The sequence below is a fragment of the Bifidobacterium sp. ESL0798 genome (assembly GCF_029395415.1).
GTDB lineage: Bacteria > Actinomycetota > Actinomycetes > Actinomycetales > Bifidobacteriaceae > Bifidobacterium.
In genome coordinates, this window is the sequence record NZ_CP113914.1 from 1712824 (window position 1) to 1727914 (window position 15091).

The 15091-nt window shown below is 53.7% G+C and carries 10 protein-coding genes, 1 tRNA gene and 1 pseudogene; 5 read left to right on the top strand and 7 right to left on the bottom strand.

Annotation, left to right across the window (positions count from 1 at the left end; all coding sequences use genetic code 11):
• Positions 1-4 precede the first annotated feature (4 nt).
• Positions 5-1393 carry a Re/Si-specific NAD(P)(+) transhydrogenase subunit beta gene (gene pntB, locus OZX74_RS07175; RefSeq protein ID WP_277156253.1) on the top strand — a complete coding sequence of 463 codons (1389 nt, stop codon included), beginning with the start codon at positions 5-7 and terminating at the stop codon, positions 1391-1393.
• An 86-nt stretch (positions 1394-1479) separates the two neighbouring features.
• On the opposite strand, the gene OZX74_RS07180 is transcribed toward pntB, so the two are convergent.
• Positions 1480-1680 (bottom strand): hypothetical protein, encoded by a 201-nt coding sequence (locus OZX74_RS07180; RefSeq protein ID WP_277156254.1) that lies wholly within the window; start codon positions 1678-1680, stop codon positions 1480-1482.
• Between the two features lie 181 nt (positions 1681-1861).
• A complete protein-coding gene (locus OZX74_RS07185) occupies positions 1862-2890 on the bottom strand; it encodes an endonuclease/exonuclease/phosphatase family protein (RefSeq protein ID WP_277157460.1) in 1029 nt (342 codons plus the stop codon).
• Between the two features lie 395 nt (positions 2891-3285).
• On the opposite strand from OZX74_RS07185, the gene OZX74_RS07190 reads away from it, so the two are divergent.
• Positions 3286-4209, top strand: a complete 924-nt coding sequence (locus OZX74_RS07190; protein WP_277156255.1) for an isoaspartyl peptidase/L-asparaginase — start codon at positions 3286-3288, stop codon at positions 4207-4209.
• 185 nt (positions 4210-4394) lie between these two features.
• Here the strand turns inward: OZX74_RS07190 and OZX74_RS09150 are convergent.
• From OZX74_RS09150 to OZX74_RS07210, 3 genes and pseudogenes are all read right to left on the bottom strand, one after another.
• Positions 4395-6037, bottom strand: a pseudogene (locus OZX74_RS09150) (ABC transporter substrate-binding protein).
• Between the two features lie 385 nt (positions 6038-6422).
• Positions 6423-6495: transfer RNA gene (locus OZX74_RS07205), tRNA-Arg, on the bottom strand.
• Positions 6496-6772: 277 nt separating this feature from the next.
• A complete protein-coding gene (locus tag OZX74_RS07210) occupies positions 6773-7786 on the bottom strand; it encodes an alpha/beta hydrolase (RefSeq protein ID WP_277156257.1) in 1014 nt (337 codons plus the stop codon).
• Positions 7787-8227: 441 nt separating this feature from the next.
• Between OZX74_RS07210 and OZX74_RS07215 the strand changes: the two genes are divergently transcribed.
• Positions 8228-8992 carry a DUF4391 domain-containing protein gene (locus OZX74_RS07215; protein ID WP_277156258.1) on the top strand — a complete coding sequence of 255 codons (765 nt, stop codon included), beginning with the start codon at positions 8228-8230 and terminating at the stop codon, positions 8990-8992.
• A 283-nt stretch (positions 8993-9275) separates the two neighbouring features.
• On the opposite strand, the gene OZX74_RS07220 is transcribed toward OZX74_RS07215, so the two are convergent.
• Positions 9276-9686 carry a very short patch repair endonuclease gene (locus OZX74_RS07220; RefSeq protein WP_277156259.1) on the bottom strand — a complete coding sequence of 137 codons (411 nt, stop codon included), beginning with the start codon at positions 9684-9686 and terminating at the stop codon, positions 9276-9278.
• Positions 9687-10301: 615 nt separating this feature from the next.
• Between OZX74_RS07220 and OZX74_RS07225 the strand changes: the two genes are divergently transcribed.
• Entirely contained in the window at positions 10302-11300 is a 999-nt protein-coding gene (locus tag OZX74_RS07225) for a bile acid:sodium symporter family protein (protein ID WP_277156260.1), read from the top strand.
• A gap of 503 nt (positions 11301-11803) precedes the next feature.
• Entirely contained in the window at positions 11804-12859 is a 1056-nt protein-coding gene (locus OZX74_RS07230; protein ID WP_277156261.1) for a Gfo/Idh/MocA family oxidoreductase, read from the top strand.
• A gap of 721 nt (positions 12860-13580) precedes the next feature.
• On the opposite strand, the gene OZX74_RS07235 is transcribed toward OZX74_RS07230, so the two are convergent.
• Entirely contained in the window at positions 13581-15026 is a 1446-nt protein-coding gene (locus OZX74_RS07235) for a hypothetical protein (protein ID WP_277156262.1), read from the bottom strand.
• Positions 15027-15091: the final 65 nt, after the last annotated feature.

Sequence of the window (15091 nt, forward strand, 5' to 3'; positions counted from 1 at the left end):
AATCATGACACTCGAATCCATTGCCCAATCCGCCTACTTGCTGGCGGCAGTGCTCTTCATTCTCTCGTTGGCCGGACTTTCCAAGCAGGAGACCGCCCGCCGCGGCAACATCCTCGGCATGATCGGCATGGCAATCGCCATCGTTGCCACCATCGCCTTGGCCTTGGTCGATTCGGCCCGGCCCATCTGGGTGACGGCGTTGCTCATCGCTTTGGTCTTCATCGTCGGCGCGTCCTTCGGCATCTACAAGGCCCGCACCGTCGAAATGACGCAGATGCCGGAACTGATCGCGATGCTCCACAGCTTCGTGGGCATTTCCGCAGTTCTTATCGGCTACAACTCATGGCTCACGGAGAAGAATCCGAACGGCGCACACCTGGCCGAAACCTATATCGGCGTTCTGATCGGCGCCGTGACTTTCACCGGTTCCATCATCGCCTATCTGAAGCTCTCGGCCAAGATGAAGTCGAAGCCGCTGATCATCCCCGGCCATAACCTCATCAATCTGATCGTGCTGATCGTCATGATCGCGATGATCGCCTGGTTCATCCCCACCAACTCGATCTGGCCGCTGGCCATCATGACCGTGCTGGCACTGCTGCTCGGCCTGCACATGGTGGCGGCCATCGGCGGCGGTGACATGCCGGTGGTCATCTCCATGCTCAACTCCTACTCGGGCTGGGCCGCGGCCGCGTCGGGCTTCATGCTCGACAACAACCTGCTGATCATCACCGGCTCGCTGGTCGGCGCTTCCGGCGCCATCCTCTCCTACCTGATGTGCAAGGCCATGAACCGCAAGTTCGTCTCCGTCATCCTTGGCGGCTTCGGCGAAAAGCCGGCGAAGTCGGGCGACACCAAGGAAATCACCGGTGAGGTGCATGAAGCCAACGCCACCGACGTGGCGCAAATGCTTAAGGATGCGAAAACGGTCATCATCGCCCCCGGCTATGGCATGGCCGTGGCGAAAGCTCAGCAGGCCGTCGCAGGCTTGGTCGAGAAGCTGCGCGCCCAGGGCGTCGAGGTCCGTTTCGCGGTTCATCCGGTGGCCGGACGTCTGCCTGGCCATATGAACGTGCTGCTGGCCGAGGCCAAGGTGCCTTACGATATCGTCATGGAAATGGATGAGATCAACGACGACTTCGCCGATACCGACGTCGTCCTCGTCATCGGAGCCAACGACACGGTCAATCCTGCCGCTGCGCAAGATCCCGATTCCCCCATTGCCGGCATGCCTGTGCTGCGCGTTTGGGAGGCCAAGCAGGTCGTCGTCCTCAAGCGCTCAATGGGCACCGGCTACGCCGGCGTGCAGAATCCGCTGTTCTTCAACGACAACACGTCGATGCTCTTCGGCGACGCCAAGGCCAGCGTGGAGGCTATCTCCAACGCGGTCTGAACGCAAAATCAAGTAAAAAAAGTATTGGGGCCTGTCCGCTTGAGATTAGCGGACAGGCCCCAATACTAACGATCAGAATCCGGAACTCAGCCGAAGATGTCCTTCGCAGCCTTGGCCACGGAATCACCCATCAGTTCGCCCGTATCGTTCTCGGCACCAAAGAGGCGGTTCAGCGCCTTATCAGCCTGCTCCACGGTCAGCGGCTTTCCGATCTCCTTGGCGACCGCCTGCAAATCAGTGATGGTAGTAACCTTGGAAAGCTTATCTACCAATGTTTTCTCGTCCATGAGCACTCCTCATTGTAATCTCACTTGTACGTTCGGCATTCTCAGCCTGTAAACCATCTTAGTCACCCAGGTAGATGAATGTGTGCCGTGTCACAATAAATGTCGCAATATCGCGAATTCGGCCACGATACGTCTTACGTTCACCAGCATTAAAAACGATAATTGTCAGTGAAAAAGCACATCATTTCACGTCAATGGTCGCAAGCAATGCGGCATGATCCGATCCCGGCAACGCCACGGCGCCGACCTGTCCGGCGATTATGCCCCGATCAAGGACGATATGGTCGATACCGGCGAATTTGGGAATCCCCGGCCTGTTCGCAGGCCAGGTGAACACGAAACCGCTACCGGAACTTTGCGCGGCATCGTGGAACCGGGAACCCAGAATATTGCGGAACGGCGTGTGGTCGGTGGTCGCGTTGAAATCCCCCATCAGCACATATCTGGTGTTCGTATGCGTTCGCATCATCGCCACATCATCGAGCGAAGTGCGCCACGTGTTCCAATAACCCGGTTTCGGAGACGTGGTATGCACCGAAACGAAACGAACAGGAATCTTGCCGTCCGCAAACGAAACGGTGCCGCCCGGCATGAAGGAAGCGCTGGAATCGACGTCGTCATCCGCCGGCGAATCCAATGCCGTGGCCGAAAACAGGGCATTGCCGTATTTTCCGTCCGACGAGGAAACCTGCGAGTAAGGCAGGTAATCATCGATGCCTTCCGCCTTGAGCGCGCGGATAAACGGCTTCGTGGTCTCCTGCAGCGCCAGCACCTCGACACGCTGGTCGCGCACCGTCTCGACTACCGCCTTGGCCGAGGCACGGCCTTTGTAGACATTGGCCGTCATGACGCGCGCATAGGAATCATCAGTATTGGGGCGATTGCCACTCACCGCCGAAACCGCAGCAGCATCAAGATGAGTGGACGAAACGAAATAAGGGTATTGCCTCCACCCTTGCAATCCAAGACACGCCAATGCCAAAAGCGCGGCGAGCCACCTGCGCGAGGCCATAGCCAACACCAGCGCCGCCAACGCCAAGAGCGCGAACCAGGGGGCGAACGCCACCACCGCCGGCACATACGGCAGCGATTGCAACTCCTCAGGCAGCTCCCGGCTGACAGTACCAAGCAACGCGACCACTAGGCACAGCCAAGCCAGCAGCGCGAGGATTCCCCTTAGGAAACCGCCGCGCTTTTTGGCTTTTGACACCGGTCGTGACTTCGCAACGGCCTTCCCTTTCCGTTTGGCCGTAGCTTTTGACTTGGTTTTCGTCTTCACGTTGCCTTTCTTTGCCGACCTTGCGCGAACATCACCTTGTGGAGTTCTTGTCATTGCGTCATTCTTCGCTTACTCTCAAACGGCAAACCGATAATGCATCAATCCGATTTCTCGCCTTCAAACACATTCTCCGCGCCAATCATGCTAACAGAATATACGTCTTCACTGAGAGAAGCCAGAAACCCGCCACAACATATTGACGATGAATACAAGAATTGTTATTTTTAGTATTTATTATCTTAATAAGATGACATTATGCCAACCTTCACCTACGATGATTGCATCGGCTCAACGCCTGAAATTCGATACACGGAAAAGAGGAGAACATGCCCGAATCGGGTAACCATGCACGCATAGTAACCATCACCACTGAAGCGGAAGACGGTCTGACACTGTTGATCCACGGAGGGGCGGGATCACGCGGCAACCACAACGCCGAGGAAGTCGATCGCGACCTCAACCGCGCACTTGATGCCGGATACGCCAAACTCGAAGCAGGAGCAAGCGCCGAGGAAGCTGTCATCGCGGCCATCCATGTGATGGAGGATGCTCCCGAATTCAACGCCGGACATGGCGCGGCACTGACCAGCGATGGCATCGTGCAGATGGATGCCTGCCTGATGGACGGCGACGGCAGCGTCGGCGCCGCTACCGGACTCGGCACGGCACGTAACCCGATCGATGTGGCACAGGCCGTCAAAGACAAGACCAAGCACGTCCTCTTCGCCGAGCCGACCGACCAGGAACTGGCCGATTGGGGCATCGAAACCGAAGACAACGAGTATTTCATCACCGACGAGCGCCGCAGGCAACTGGTCAGCGCCCAGAACGACGGCGACGAATGGGAGAAGCACGGCACCATCGGAGCCGTCGCCCGCGACGGGCAAGGCCACCTCGCCGCCGCGACCTCCACCGGCGGCATCACCAACCAGATGCACGGCCGTGTCGGCGACACTCCCCTGCCCGGCTGCGGCACCTACGCCAACGACGAGACGGCGGCCATCTCCGGCACCGGCATCGGCGAAGCGTTCATCAAGGCCGTCGCCGCCAACCAAATCGCGTCCAGGGTGCGTTTTGCCGGCCAGGACGTGGAAGACGCGGCCAAGGCGACCCTTGACGAAATCGATGGCTATCACGGCGATGGCGGAGTGATCGTTCTGCCGGCCACCGGACACGGCGTCATCGCCTACAACAGCGAGACGATGAAATTCGGCTTCCGCTCACGCACGGAAAGCGAAGTACACAGCTGAACGGGTAATGGAGCTTACGAGACGACGAAAACCGCCACGTAGGAGACAAAACAGCAGGGGCGTTCCTCCATCATTATCGGAGGAACGCCCCTGCTTATATCCTGTTTCATTCCGGCCTATCGACGCAAATATATCGCCGATATTCTTACCGGACACTACTTGGCGGGAACCTGCCTATTTGGCGCCTACTTCGTGATGGTGTTGTAGGTCGGCAGATTCGTGTAGTCGAAGTTCACGTTCCTGAGCTTCGGCGAGGAAACCGCTGAAACGTTGTTGCACCACAACGGAATCGCCGGCAGGTCGTTCAGGAGAATCTCCTGAGCCTCATTGAAATCGGCGGTACGCTTGGCAGGATCGAGTTCCGACTTCGCTTTGAGCAGTGCGGCATCGAATTGGGGATTCTTGTAATCACCGTCGTTGGTACCGTGGCCATCGGCGGATTCCGAGGAGTAAAGCGGCGTCATGTAATCCTCGGCCGAAGGATAGTCCAGAGACCAGCCCGAGAAGAACGGGGTCTGGATGGTGCGCTGGGTCACGCGGTTGAGCAAATCGCTGAAGGTCGGATAGGCATCGCCCACGGCTTGGATTCCCAGAGTGTTCTTCAGCTGATTGCAAACCGCATCCACCCACGGCTTATGGCCGCCGTCGGAGGGATAGGCCAGGCTGAATTTTTGGTTGTATGGCGAGATGGCATCGGCCTGCTTCCAAAGCTCACGAGCCTTAGCCGCATTGTGACGAAGATTGGCGGTACCTTTGAGGTTCTTCTGGTGCTCAGGTACTCCCGGAGAAGTGAAATCGGTGGCGACGGACTTGGTGTTCGAAAAGACCTTGTCGACGATCTGGTTGCGGTCGATGGCCATGAAATCGCCTGACGACGCAGAATGCCTTCCTTGTTGAAGCCGAAATGCGGCGCCCATTCGGGGATGATGAAACCCTGATAGTAGCTGCCGGGCTGGCTGTAGGCATGGAGTGACGAATCCGAACGGAAGCTCTTGACTTCGGACTGGGGCACATCCATCAGCAGATCGAGGCTACCGGCCTCCACGTCGGAATACGCGGCGTCGGGGCTGGAATAGACGCGGTATTCGATGCCGCCGTTCTTGACCTTTCGGTAGCCCTTGTAATCCGGGTTCTTCACCACGATGATGTTTTTGTTGACCGTCCAGGACTTGAACTTATAGGGACCATTGCCAATCGGGTGCTTGCCGAACGCCTTCATGTCCTTGAACGCGACGGTCGGCAGCGGGAAGAAGGACTGATGGGCGAGCTGGATGGGAAACACCGAATCCGGACTCTTCAAGGTGACCACCAGCGTCAACGGATCCTTGACCTCAAGGCCGGAAAGCTTCGCGTCGGTGGGGGTGTTCGGGCTCTGCATCTCGTCGTAGCCCTTGATGATGGACATACGGCTGGACTGTTTTTGCGCATGCTTGACGTTCGCCGCGTAGCTCCACGCGTTGGCAAAGGACGAAGCGGTCACCTTCTCGCCGTTGCTGAATTTCCATCCATCGTTGAGCTTGATGGTGTATTGCGTGGCATCGGCATTGGGCGTAATGGATTTGGCGACCTCCAGATGCTGCTTGCCCTTGGCATCATAGCTGACCAGGCCTTCAAACAGGTAACGAATGATACGGCTTCCACCCATTTCGTTGGTATCGGCGGGAACCAGCGAACTTTGCGGTTCGGTGTTATTCACCGAAATCATGGCGTTGGAATCCGCTTTCGTCTCGCTCTTCGCGGAGCTCGAGCCGCAGGCGGCCATAGAAATCAGCGTCGCCGAAGCCAATAATGCGGCGGCGAGACGGGTACCTCGAGATTTGAATGTCATTTTCTCTTCCCTCTACTTACTTAAAACTCCATTAATGAGACATCTCACCTTATATCGACCTACGATACAAGTTTGGTACGTAAGATAACAGACCATAATAGACGCACACCACAAAATATTTGTTCAATATCTTACTATAAGAATCGTTAATTAAATCATACACAATAGGTAACGATAGCCAACAGCACACCATGACGGATGACAGCCAGATGCAAACCATCGAAATCATGATGTCACCGGAGGAAACGAAAGCCAACTCCATCGCCCATTGAGAGCATTGAAAAACAGGTTCTGCAACGGAAAGCAGCCCATGGCCCAAGAAAACCTGTCCAGTGAAATCTCAGCCGTCCTGATGGGAATATACGGTCAAAGCCAAGAAAATTTGTGCCCGGAATCAGATTCGAACTGACGACACCCGCTTTAGGAGAGCGGTGCTCTATCCCCTGAGCTACCCGGGCAACACATGGTTATTGTACACGTAAACCTGTCCCGTCTGCCATAGTGAGCAAGTTTCAAAGTTTGAGAGCAATTCGTCTTAGGCCACGTATCGCGGCCAGCGGCAAAAGATTCGGGAAACAACCCGCATGGTTTCTTTATTATTCTCTATTACGCTTAACAAAGAAGTCGGCCCTTGCCACAACGCACAATGCCCCACCGCCACAAAGGCGACGATGGGGGCATTAAGGAATTCCGATTGGCCGCCAGGCCGCGACCGGCCTATCGAGAGAAGAAAAATCAGAACAGATTGTAAGAGAAATCGCGAATCTTATGCAGGATGTCCTGGCTTTCCGGCAACCAGGTCATGCAGACCGGGTAGATATGGCCCAGCGTCTCACCTTTGCGTGCATGGCGGTCATGGACCTCGAAATCGCGACCGTGCGCGGCCAGTGCGGCGCCAAGCAGCAGAGACTCACCCTGCAGGAAATCGTCGTTGCTGGTGTTGAGGAACAGCGGCGGCAGATCGACGTTGGCGGCCATGTAGTCCAGGTCGATGAACGGCGAATTCGTAGCCTTCAAGGTGGCAAAGGTGCGGGTGGCCATCATGGTGATGACGTCCATCATCGAGCCGTTTATGTAGTCCTCAGTTTGCTCGACCAGCGGACGCAGGTTATGCATGCCCGAAACCAGGGTGCCGCCAAGGACGTTCAAACCGGCCTGTTTCAGCCCGAGGCTGTCGGCCATTGCCTTCGAATGCTCGATGGCCACGGCGTAAAGCGCCATCACTCCGCCCACGGAATCGCCGGTGATGAAGATCTTCTCGGGGTCGCACGGATAGTCGGCCAAGTGCTCCTTGACCCAAGCCATACCGGTCATGACGTCTTGCATTTGCCCCAAGTAATCGGCAGAAGGCGCGAGGCGGTAATTCAGAGAGAAGACCACGAAGCCGCGATCGGCCAAGTGGGTGCAGAAGTTGCGGTTGAGTTCCTTGTATTCGTGGACGAAACCACCACCGTGGATATCGATATACACCGGCGTCGTTTTGCCGCCACGCACCACAGCGTCGTGTGGGTAATAGACATCAAGCTTATGCGCGCGCAGTCCATCGCCGGCATAGTCCAGATCGGTGACGGCATCGACGCCTTCCGGGTTCTCCCAATACGGGCTGCAGGCGATGTTGCCGCGCCCGAAAGCGGTACGCATGGTCAGGATCTTATCGGCCAAATCAGGATCGATCTGGTCAAGATCGCCATCCACCTCGGTCCATTGCGCCAGAAGCTTGCGTTCTTCATCTGTTGGTTTCATACCCATTTTGATACACTCCCTAAGGATTTTAATCTTATGGTCATGCGGAAATGAAGCGCCATGCAGGTCGCGTCGTTGCCCCAAAAAAGCTTATCGTACTATGTACGAATATAACATTTCATATCCATCACAAAACAGTAAGCCCCATTCATTATCGACATGCGATAAAGAATTAGCATTATCAAATGACACAGAAAACGGCACTTTTGTAACTATTTTTCTTTACATACCACTGGAAATAAACCATATATATCGATATTTCGCCAAGCCCAGGCCAAGATCTTCATATGTGATGAAACTTACATCCCTAGCCTCTATCGACTTATTTCGACCCCTTTGAAAAACAAGACGGAATCCCGAATAATCGACAAGTGCCGTTAGTCTTAAAAGGGAATGTCTGACTGACAAATCAACGGAATGTCAATCCACATCAAGGAAAGGTCGCCGATGACTGCTGCACACCGCAAAACCATATCTGCCCTCACGCTGGGATTGCCCAATTCCTGCGCCATCCCGGAAGCGAAAAGCATGCTACGAAAAGAGATGTTTTATGTGAAGCCGCCAGTTTCTGTGCGGCTCAAACAGCGGTTCGTGAGCGACATCGAATCCATCACCATGCTCGCGTTGCTGCGGCCGAACACAATCAACGTGGCCGCAGGCAAGAAAACGCATGAAATCTTGGTGATGGGCATCGTGCAGAACTGCAAGGACGCGCCCGTGGAAGTCATGGAGCATATCGCGAAATTGCGTTCGGCTTCGAACATTCTCTTTGTCTGTGCGCGCGATGCGGGTTTGGACGAAAACGACGAAAACACGCAAGGCAGCGGCACCGGAACCGCCTCAGGTAATGCGGATCTTCAATGCGCCCTCGCGCTGCAACGCATTCTGCCGGTTCGAGCAGGGCATCAGGGCGAGGCACAAACGCAAACGTACGTCAGCGCCTGGCAGGACGGCACGAAAGCGAAGCTTGAAATGAACGGCGACACCTTGGACGATGTCTGGCAAAGCCTGTGCGCACAGGTCATTTTCCACGACAGCGACGGCAGCAATCTCGATACGCGCCTGGCCAAACAGGCGGCAATCGCCGAACTCACCGCCCAGATCACCAAGCTGGAGGGCGACCACGCCCGCGCAAAGGACTCCGGCAAACGCAACGAAATCTACGTCAAGTTGCACAAGGCCAAGAAACAGCTGGAGGAATTGCAAAGCTGATCGGCCGACCGACTGACCAGCTGGCCGTCTAAACGGCGAATCTCGTTTACTCATGCGGTTTATGCACGCGACTTCTTCACGCAGCACAGCAGGGAACGGAAACCATCAATGTAAACGCCTTCCCTGCTGCGCTAAACCCGAAATCACAGACTGCTCCACCATCAAATCGTTGAAATACCAGCACTCAAGAAAATCCCCGTCGCAGCCTGAGCAGCAGGGAACTTCAGCAACCGTAATGTATCGCTTCAGCGCTGCAAGCTACATATCAACTTCACTTGAACACTCATGATTCATCGGAAAACTCACCGAACTCATCCGCTCCTATGATCTGCCGATACAGCTGTTCCAGCGTCTCCTCGCGGCGCGCCTTCGTCAGCTCGCATTCCCAGACAACGAGAACTTTCCAGCCGGCCGCCTCAAGTTCGGCGCGCTGACGGATGTCGCGGTCGTGATTGCGCACCAACTTCGCCGTCCAGAACTCGACATTGGACTTCGGCATCGAGAATTTCGTGCAGCCGGAATGCATATGCCAGAAGCAGCCGTTGACGAAGACGATTGTATGCCACTTGGGCAGCACCACATCCGGATGACCCGGATAACGTTTGTCATTCTTGCGGAAACGCAACCCACGACGAAAGAGATAGGAACGGACCAGTACTTCGATTTTCGTGTTTTTGCCGCGGATATGCGACATCGTATAGCTGCGGGTGCCTCGCTCGTATTTTCGGGGGTCTTGGCCGATTTTCCGGATTTGGCTGATTTATCAGATTTGCCGGATTGAACCGACTTACCCGCGTTTACAGGCTTACGGGTTTTACCCACGTTCCCGGAACCGCCTTTGCCACATTTCCTCGCCGATTTTACAGATTTTCCCGATTTTGACGACTTTGCGGTTTTCTCTTCTTCAGACTTCTCTACTTCTACCGAGCCGTTCTGGCGATGTTTTTGGGGCTGCTTTTTATCTTGCTTGACGGCTGCAGAAGTGGGGACGACGACGTCACCCTTGATAGAGGAAACGTTGTTATCTGTCGTTATCGATTGCCGCGTCACATTTCCATTCCACTTTCAGTCTGCGACAAATCGCAGAAACGGACGTCACCACCGATTGTTGCAAGTGCCACATATATAGCAAACAGAACCCAACAATCGCGCAGAATATAGCCGGAAACGCCATCAACTTGCTGATATTACCGAATCAAGTGTCCACTATATGAAACATATTTTCTATTTTTGAGACAACTTACTCAATTCGCTCAACGTCTACCTAGCGTGGCACTCAACACCCAAATAAGAAAGAGGTTGAAAGAAGATGGAAAAGGTAAAAAAGGTAGCGGATTGGATCACCAAATGGTTCACGCTGATCGTCATTGTCTGGGCGGTGTTCAACTACTTCGTCCCGCAGACCAGCGAATGGGCCAAGCATGATACCAGCTGGCTCTTAGGCATCGTGCTGTTCGGCATGGGCCTGACGCTTTCGCTTGAGGATTTCGCACGAATTCTGAAGCAGCCGCTGATGGTCATCGTCGGCACCGTGGCCCATTACGTCATCATGCCGCTTATCGCCGTCGCCCTTTGCGCCATCTTCCACCTCGACGGCCCGCTCGCTGTCGGCGTCATCCTCGTGGGCTGCTGCCCGTCGGGAACCTCGTCGAACGTGATGAGTTTCCTGGCGCGAGGCGACGTGGCGCTCGACGTCTCCATCGGCCTGCTTTCCACCCTGCTCGCGCCGTTCATGATTCCGCTGCTGATGCAGCTGCTCGCCTCGAAGTATGTGGCGATTCCCTGGCAGTCGCTCTTCCTCACTGCCGTCAAAGTGGTGCTCATCCCCGTCGCCCTCGGCGTCATCTGCCACACCATCTTCAAGGACAAGATCTCCAAAGTCACCGACGTGCTGCCGATCATCTCGCAGACCGCGATCCTCTTGATCATCGGCATCGTCGTCGCCGCCAACCACGCCGGCCTCTTCAGCACGGCCACCGCGCTGGCCATTCCGGTGGTCATCCTGCACAACCTTTGCGGCTATGGGCTCGGCTTCGGCTTCTCCAAGGTCATGTACAAGATCTATCCGAAGGGCTTCGGCTACGCGCAGCAAAAGGCCATCACCTTCGAAGTCGGCATGCAGGACTCCGGCCTTGGCGCCACGCTGGCGCTGACCTCGTTCGCCACCGCCCCGATCACCGCGATTCCGTCGACGTTCTTCAGCGTCTGGCACAACATCTCCGGCTCGGTGCTCTCCTCCTGGTGGCGCCGTCACGATGAGAAGAAAGGTCTGGTCGCCGAGGATGGAAGCGAAGCTGGTGAAGCCTGACGATAGTGCATCCAAAGCCGCGGATCCCTCTGCAAAGGTTGCCATTTTTCTTGAAAGCCGCCGATGCCAAGGCTTTCGATACCTCCGCAAAATCCACAGATAGCTCCGCCATAGCTGCGAATTCTTCCGGTAAAACCGCAAAGGCAATTCAGAAGGAATGAAACTGAACTGAGGGTATCGGAAATAGCAGCGGAATGGAAAGCCACCATTCGATTCGCAGTACGGAACGTTTAAATCGAATTTTTCGACGTTCCCTGCTGCGAATTCTTTATATGCCAAATATCAAAAATGCCACCATTCCGGGGTTCTTACCATAGCTCTCTTCCCATAGCGAAGCACTGAACAGAAGAATCGCGAAATGCGATCTTCATTGCTACGTCTTCACGGCACTCTTACGACAAATAACACATATCGTCACTCCCTGCTTATTCGCCTGACCGGCAATGCGCACCTGACTTTAGAATGGAGACGTTGCATACATTTTCATGCAAGAAAGGGCTTTCATGAGCAGATTGAACGGTAACCGCGCCGAAGCGGAAGAAAAAGGACTCAAGGTCAACGTCGCGATTCTGGGAGCTGGCAGAATCGCACACTCCATGGCCGACACGCTGGTTCAGATGGCCGGCGACCCGCGCTACAGCACATTGGTCGAGCCTTACGCGGTCGCCGCGCGCGACGCGGACCGTGCCGCTGATTTCGCGCAAAAGTACGGGTTCGATGTTTCCTACGGTTCCTACGACGAGCTGCTGGCCGACCCGAAGGTCGACCTCGTCTATATCGCCACACCCCATGCGCTGCACGCCGAACAGGGCATCGCGTGCCTCAAGGCCGGTAAGAATATTCTGGTGGAAAAATCATTCACCGCCAATACAACACAGGCGCAGGAACTGCTTGAGACCGCCAAGGAGACCAGACTGCTCTGCACCGAGGCTATTTGGACTCGCTACATGCCTTCGCGCGCACTCGTGGCCGACATCATCAAGTCCGGCGAGATCGGCGAGGTCAAGGCCGCCACGGCCAACCTCTGCTACCCCACCACGCACAAGGCCCGCATGACCTACCCGGCCATGGCCGGCGGCGCGCTGCTCGACGTTGGCGTTTACCCGATCAATTTCTTCGACATGGCGCTAGGCGCGGACACCAGCGAGCGCACTGTTGCCGACATCGACACTTCCATGGTTGCTTACGAAACCGGCGTGGACGCCACCGATTCCATCGCCTTGCACTATGACGACGGGGTGATGGCCACGGCCACCGCCTCGATGATGTGCGCCTCCGATCGCTCAGGGGCCATCTGGGGTACGAAGGGCTACATGGTCTGCCAGAACATCAACAACATCGAGGGCATCGACCTCTACGACCTCGACCACAAGCCCACCCGCCACGTCGATGTGCCCGCCGAACTGACCGGCTACGAGTACGAGGTCGCGAGCGCCGCCAACGCCATCCTCGACGGCAAGAGCGAATGCGAGGAAATGCCGCACGCCGACACCCTGCGCATCATGAAGCTCATGGACCAGATTCGTAGCAAGTGGGGACTCAAGTACCCGTTCGAGTAAATCTATCTGATTCGTTACAGCACGGTAAGTTAAAAAAATACTTTTTAACTTACCGCATTTTCTTATCAAGTTGAAAAGTATTTTTTAACTTACATATTCGAGCCACAATAATCCGCGGATGCAGAACATCTTTAGTATCTACAGCGCTTCGGATACACTCACCCAAGCTTATCTCAACTGTATCCTCAAACAGAAATGCAAATACTATGACGAGATATGGGCCTGCACTGCATACTCGTTTCAGGAAACGTGCGCAACACCTGCAGAGTCCTGGAAACATGGTATCCCTTGAACTCAAATGTCGTGCCGGAACGGTCTACGTCAGGCAAGGCACAGGCGGCGAAATCGATTTCGTCACCAACAGAGCGAACGGCCTGTCCTGCTATCAGGTCGCTGAATCTGCCCGTGACTCCAAAACTTTGGAACGCGAGCTTTCGTCGTTCTGCAGTCTAGACGACAACTACCCCCCCAAAAAAAAGCTCAGCATCCTCGATGACGAGCTTTCCGCCAGCCACGGGCATAAAGGTTACGGAGCGTTCCCGGCGCCAAACCAAATCCAGAGAAAATCTACATGCTTATACCATATATATCCCGCAACTCATAGATCGGACGAACAGAAACAGGGCTTCAAATATCTGCACAAATAAAGTTGAAGACAACTAATAAAAATTCTGGGTACCTAATCCATGAACAAGGCACCCAGAACTGACATAAAATGACTTTACAAGATCCCGAATAAAGCCATCTTATAAGCATTTTCTGCCGTGCTGTAGCTCATGGCAGATTTGCCGACCTTCTGTGGATCATAACCACAGGGATCAAAAACTTCTTTATATTGAGAGACAATCTTTGGCAGGTTCTCTTTTAAGAAACTTTTAGGCTCATGCCGCCAAACCACTTTATTCGGCTCAACTTTAACCAAAGCAGTTAAACCATAAACTAGTGGGACTATAAATCCTAAGGGATTCGCAGTCTGAACAGGTTGTTTGCTAAATGGAGTGTATTTCTTTGTTGTGGCCGAAGTCGGATTAAGCCCCTTCACAGCAATAATATTTCCATAACTTCCATTTGCTCGGTTATAGAGATCAGGGAACTGAGCATAGATATAATCATAGAGTTCTGGGATTTGAACAGCCAACTGGAAAGCGCTGTACACAACAGGATTGTGCAATTCAGAAGTATAATCATTCGTTCCACCGGTCACATCAGAGGAACTCATAAATCGATTAAATGCTGACAAACAGCTACCCTTGCCACTGTAAAGTTGCTGAGGATGCGGTGCTTCAACCACTTTGCCTTCGGCATCTTTAAATGGAGGACAATCATCACTGTCTTGGAATTGTGGCAATTTGCGTAATACTATCCACGTCAATGCGATAATGTCTGCGACTTTTACATCACCACCATCATTTGTCTTCCATTCCACATGACTGTTTACTGTCGGATTTTCCTCTTTCAAAAGCTTGGCAAGATCCGCGAAATAACCTTTTTGATGCGCCTTAGCACTTGCAGTCAATTCGACGTTGTTGTTTCTTGCCTCACAGATCTCGAGTAGATTATGCCGAAAATCATCGACACAAATATCATTGTCTGGATCTGCAGGAACCAGAAGCTCAACAGGAACATAGAACGACAAATCCCCAATAACCTCAGGATTCGCACTACTTCCATCCTCATTCTTCCTAACAGCTTCTTGATATTTCTGGATATCATCACGATGCTCAGTCCAAAGAATCTTAAATTCACTCCAAGTTTTTTGGCCTCGTGGCAACTTTTTCCCTGCAAACTCAACAGCACGCTCTAGGATCAACAAACCAATTGCCAATGTGTTATGACCACCATCAAGTATGCCCTCAATATTCGCATTATCGAAGAAAACACGAATACGACCTCGATCAAGTTGCTCATAATCTGAAGCAGCAAGCAATATACCTTTAGTCTTAAATGGGAACAAAGACACATCGTCTTCGATAGACTCTTGAATTGCATTAGTCACACGACCTTCTTTTGAAGATCGCGGATTAGCCTGCAAATCAAGTTTATCGATAACAGGTATAAGGTATTTCGCCCGAACCATTCCTGTGAATTTGCTCGTTTCACCAATAGTTTGATGCACTGACTGCTCAAATCGAAGAACAATACCTTCATCATCATATTTTACTGACATAAATACTCCACTCTCGTAGTGGATAGTATGAAATCAATATAAACTAATACATTATTAATTCCAAA

What these genes read in the sequence shown, in the direction of transcription:
- pntB (WP_277156253.1), top strand. Translation starts at nt 5, where the DNA reads ATGACACTCGAATCCATTGCCCAATCCGCCTACTTGCTGGCGGCAGTG.
- OZX74_RS07180 (WP_277156254.1), bottom strand. Translation starts at nt 1,680, where the DNA reads ATGGACGAGAAAACATTGGTAGATAAGCTTTCCAAGGTTACTACCATC.
- OZX74_RS07190 (WP_277156255.1), top strand. Translation starts at nt 3,286, where the DNA reads ATGCCCGAATCGGGTAACCATGCACGCATAGTAACCATCACCACTGAA.
- OZX74_RS07210 (WP_277156257.1), bottom strand. Translation starts at nt 7,786, where the DNA reads ATGGGTATGAAACCAACAGATGAAGAACGCAAGCTTCTGGCGCAATGG.
- OZX74_RS07215 (WP_277156258.1), top strand. Translation starts at nt 8,228, where the DNA reads ATGACTGCTGCACACCGCAAAACCATATCTGCCCTCACGCTGGGATTG.
- OZX74_RS07220 (WP_277156259.1), bottom strand. Translation starts at nt 9,686, where the DNA reads ATGTCGCATATCCGCGGCAAAAACACGAAAATCGAAGTACTGGTCCGT.
- OZX74_RS07225 (WP_277156260.1), top strand. Translation starts at nt 10,302, where the DNA reads ATGGAAAAGGTAAAAAAGGTAGCGGATTGGATCACCAAATGGTTCACG.
- OZX74_RS07230 (WP_277156261.1), top strand. Translation starts at nt 11,804, where the DNA reads ATGAGCAGATTGAACGGTAACCGCGCCGAAGCGGAAGAAAAAGGACTC.
- OZX74_RS07235 (WP_277156262.1), bottom strand. Translation starts at nt 15,026, where the DNA reads ATGTCAGTAAAATATGATGATGAAGGTATTGTTCTTCGATTTGAGCAG.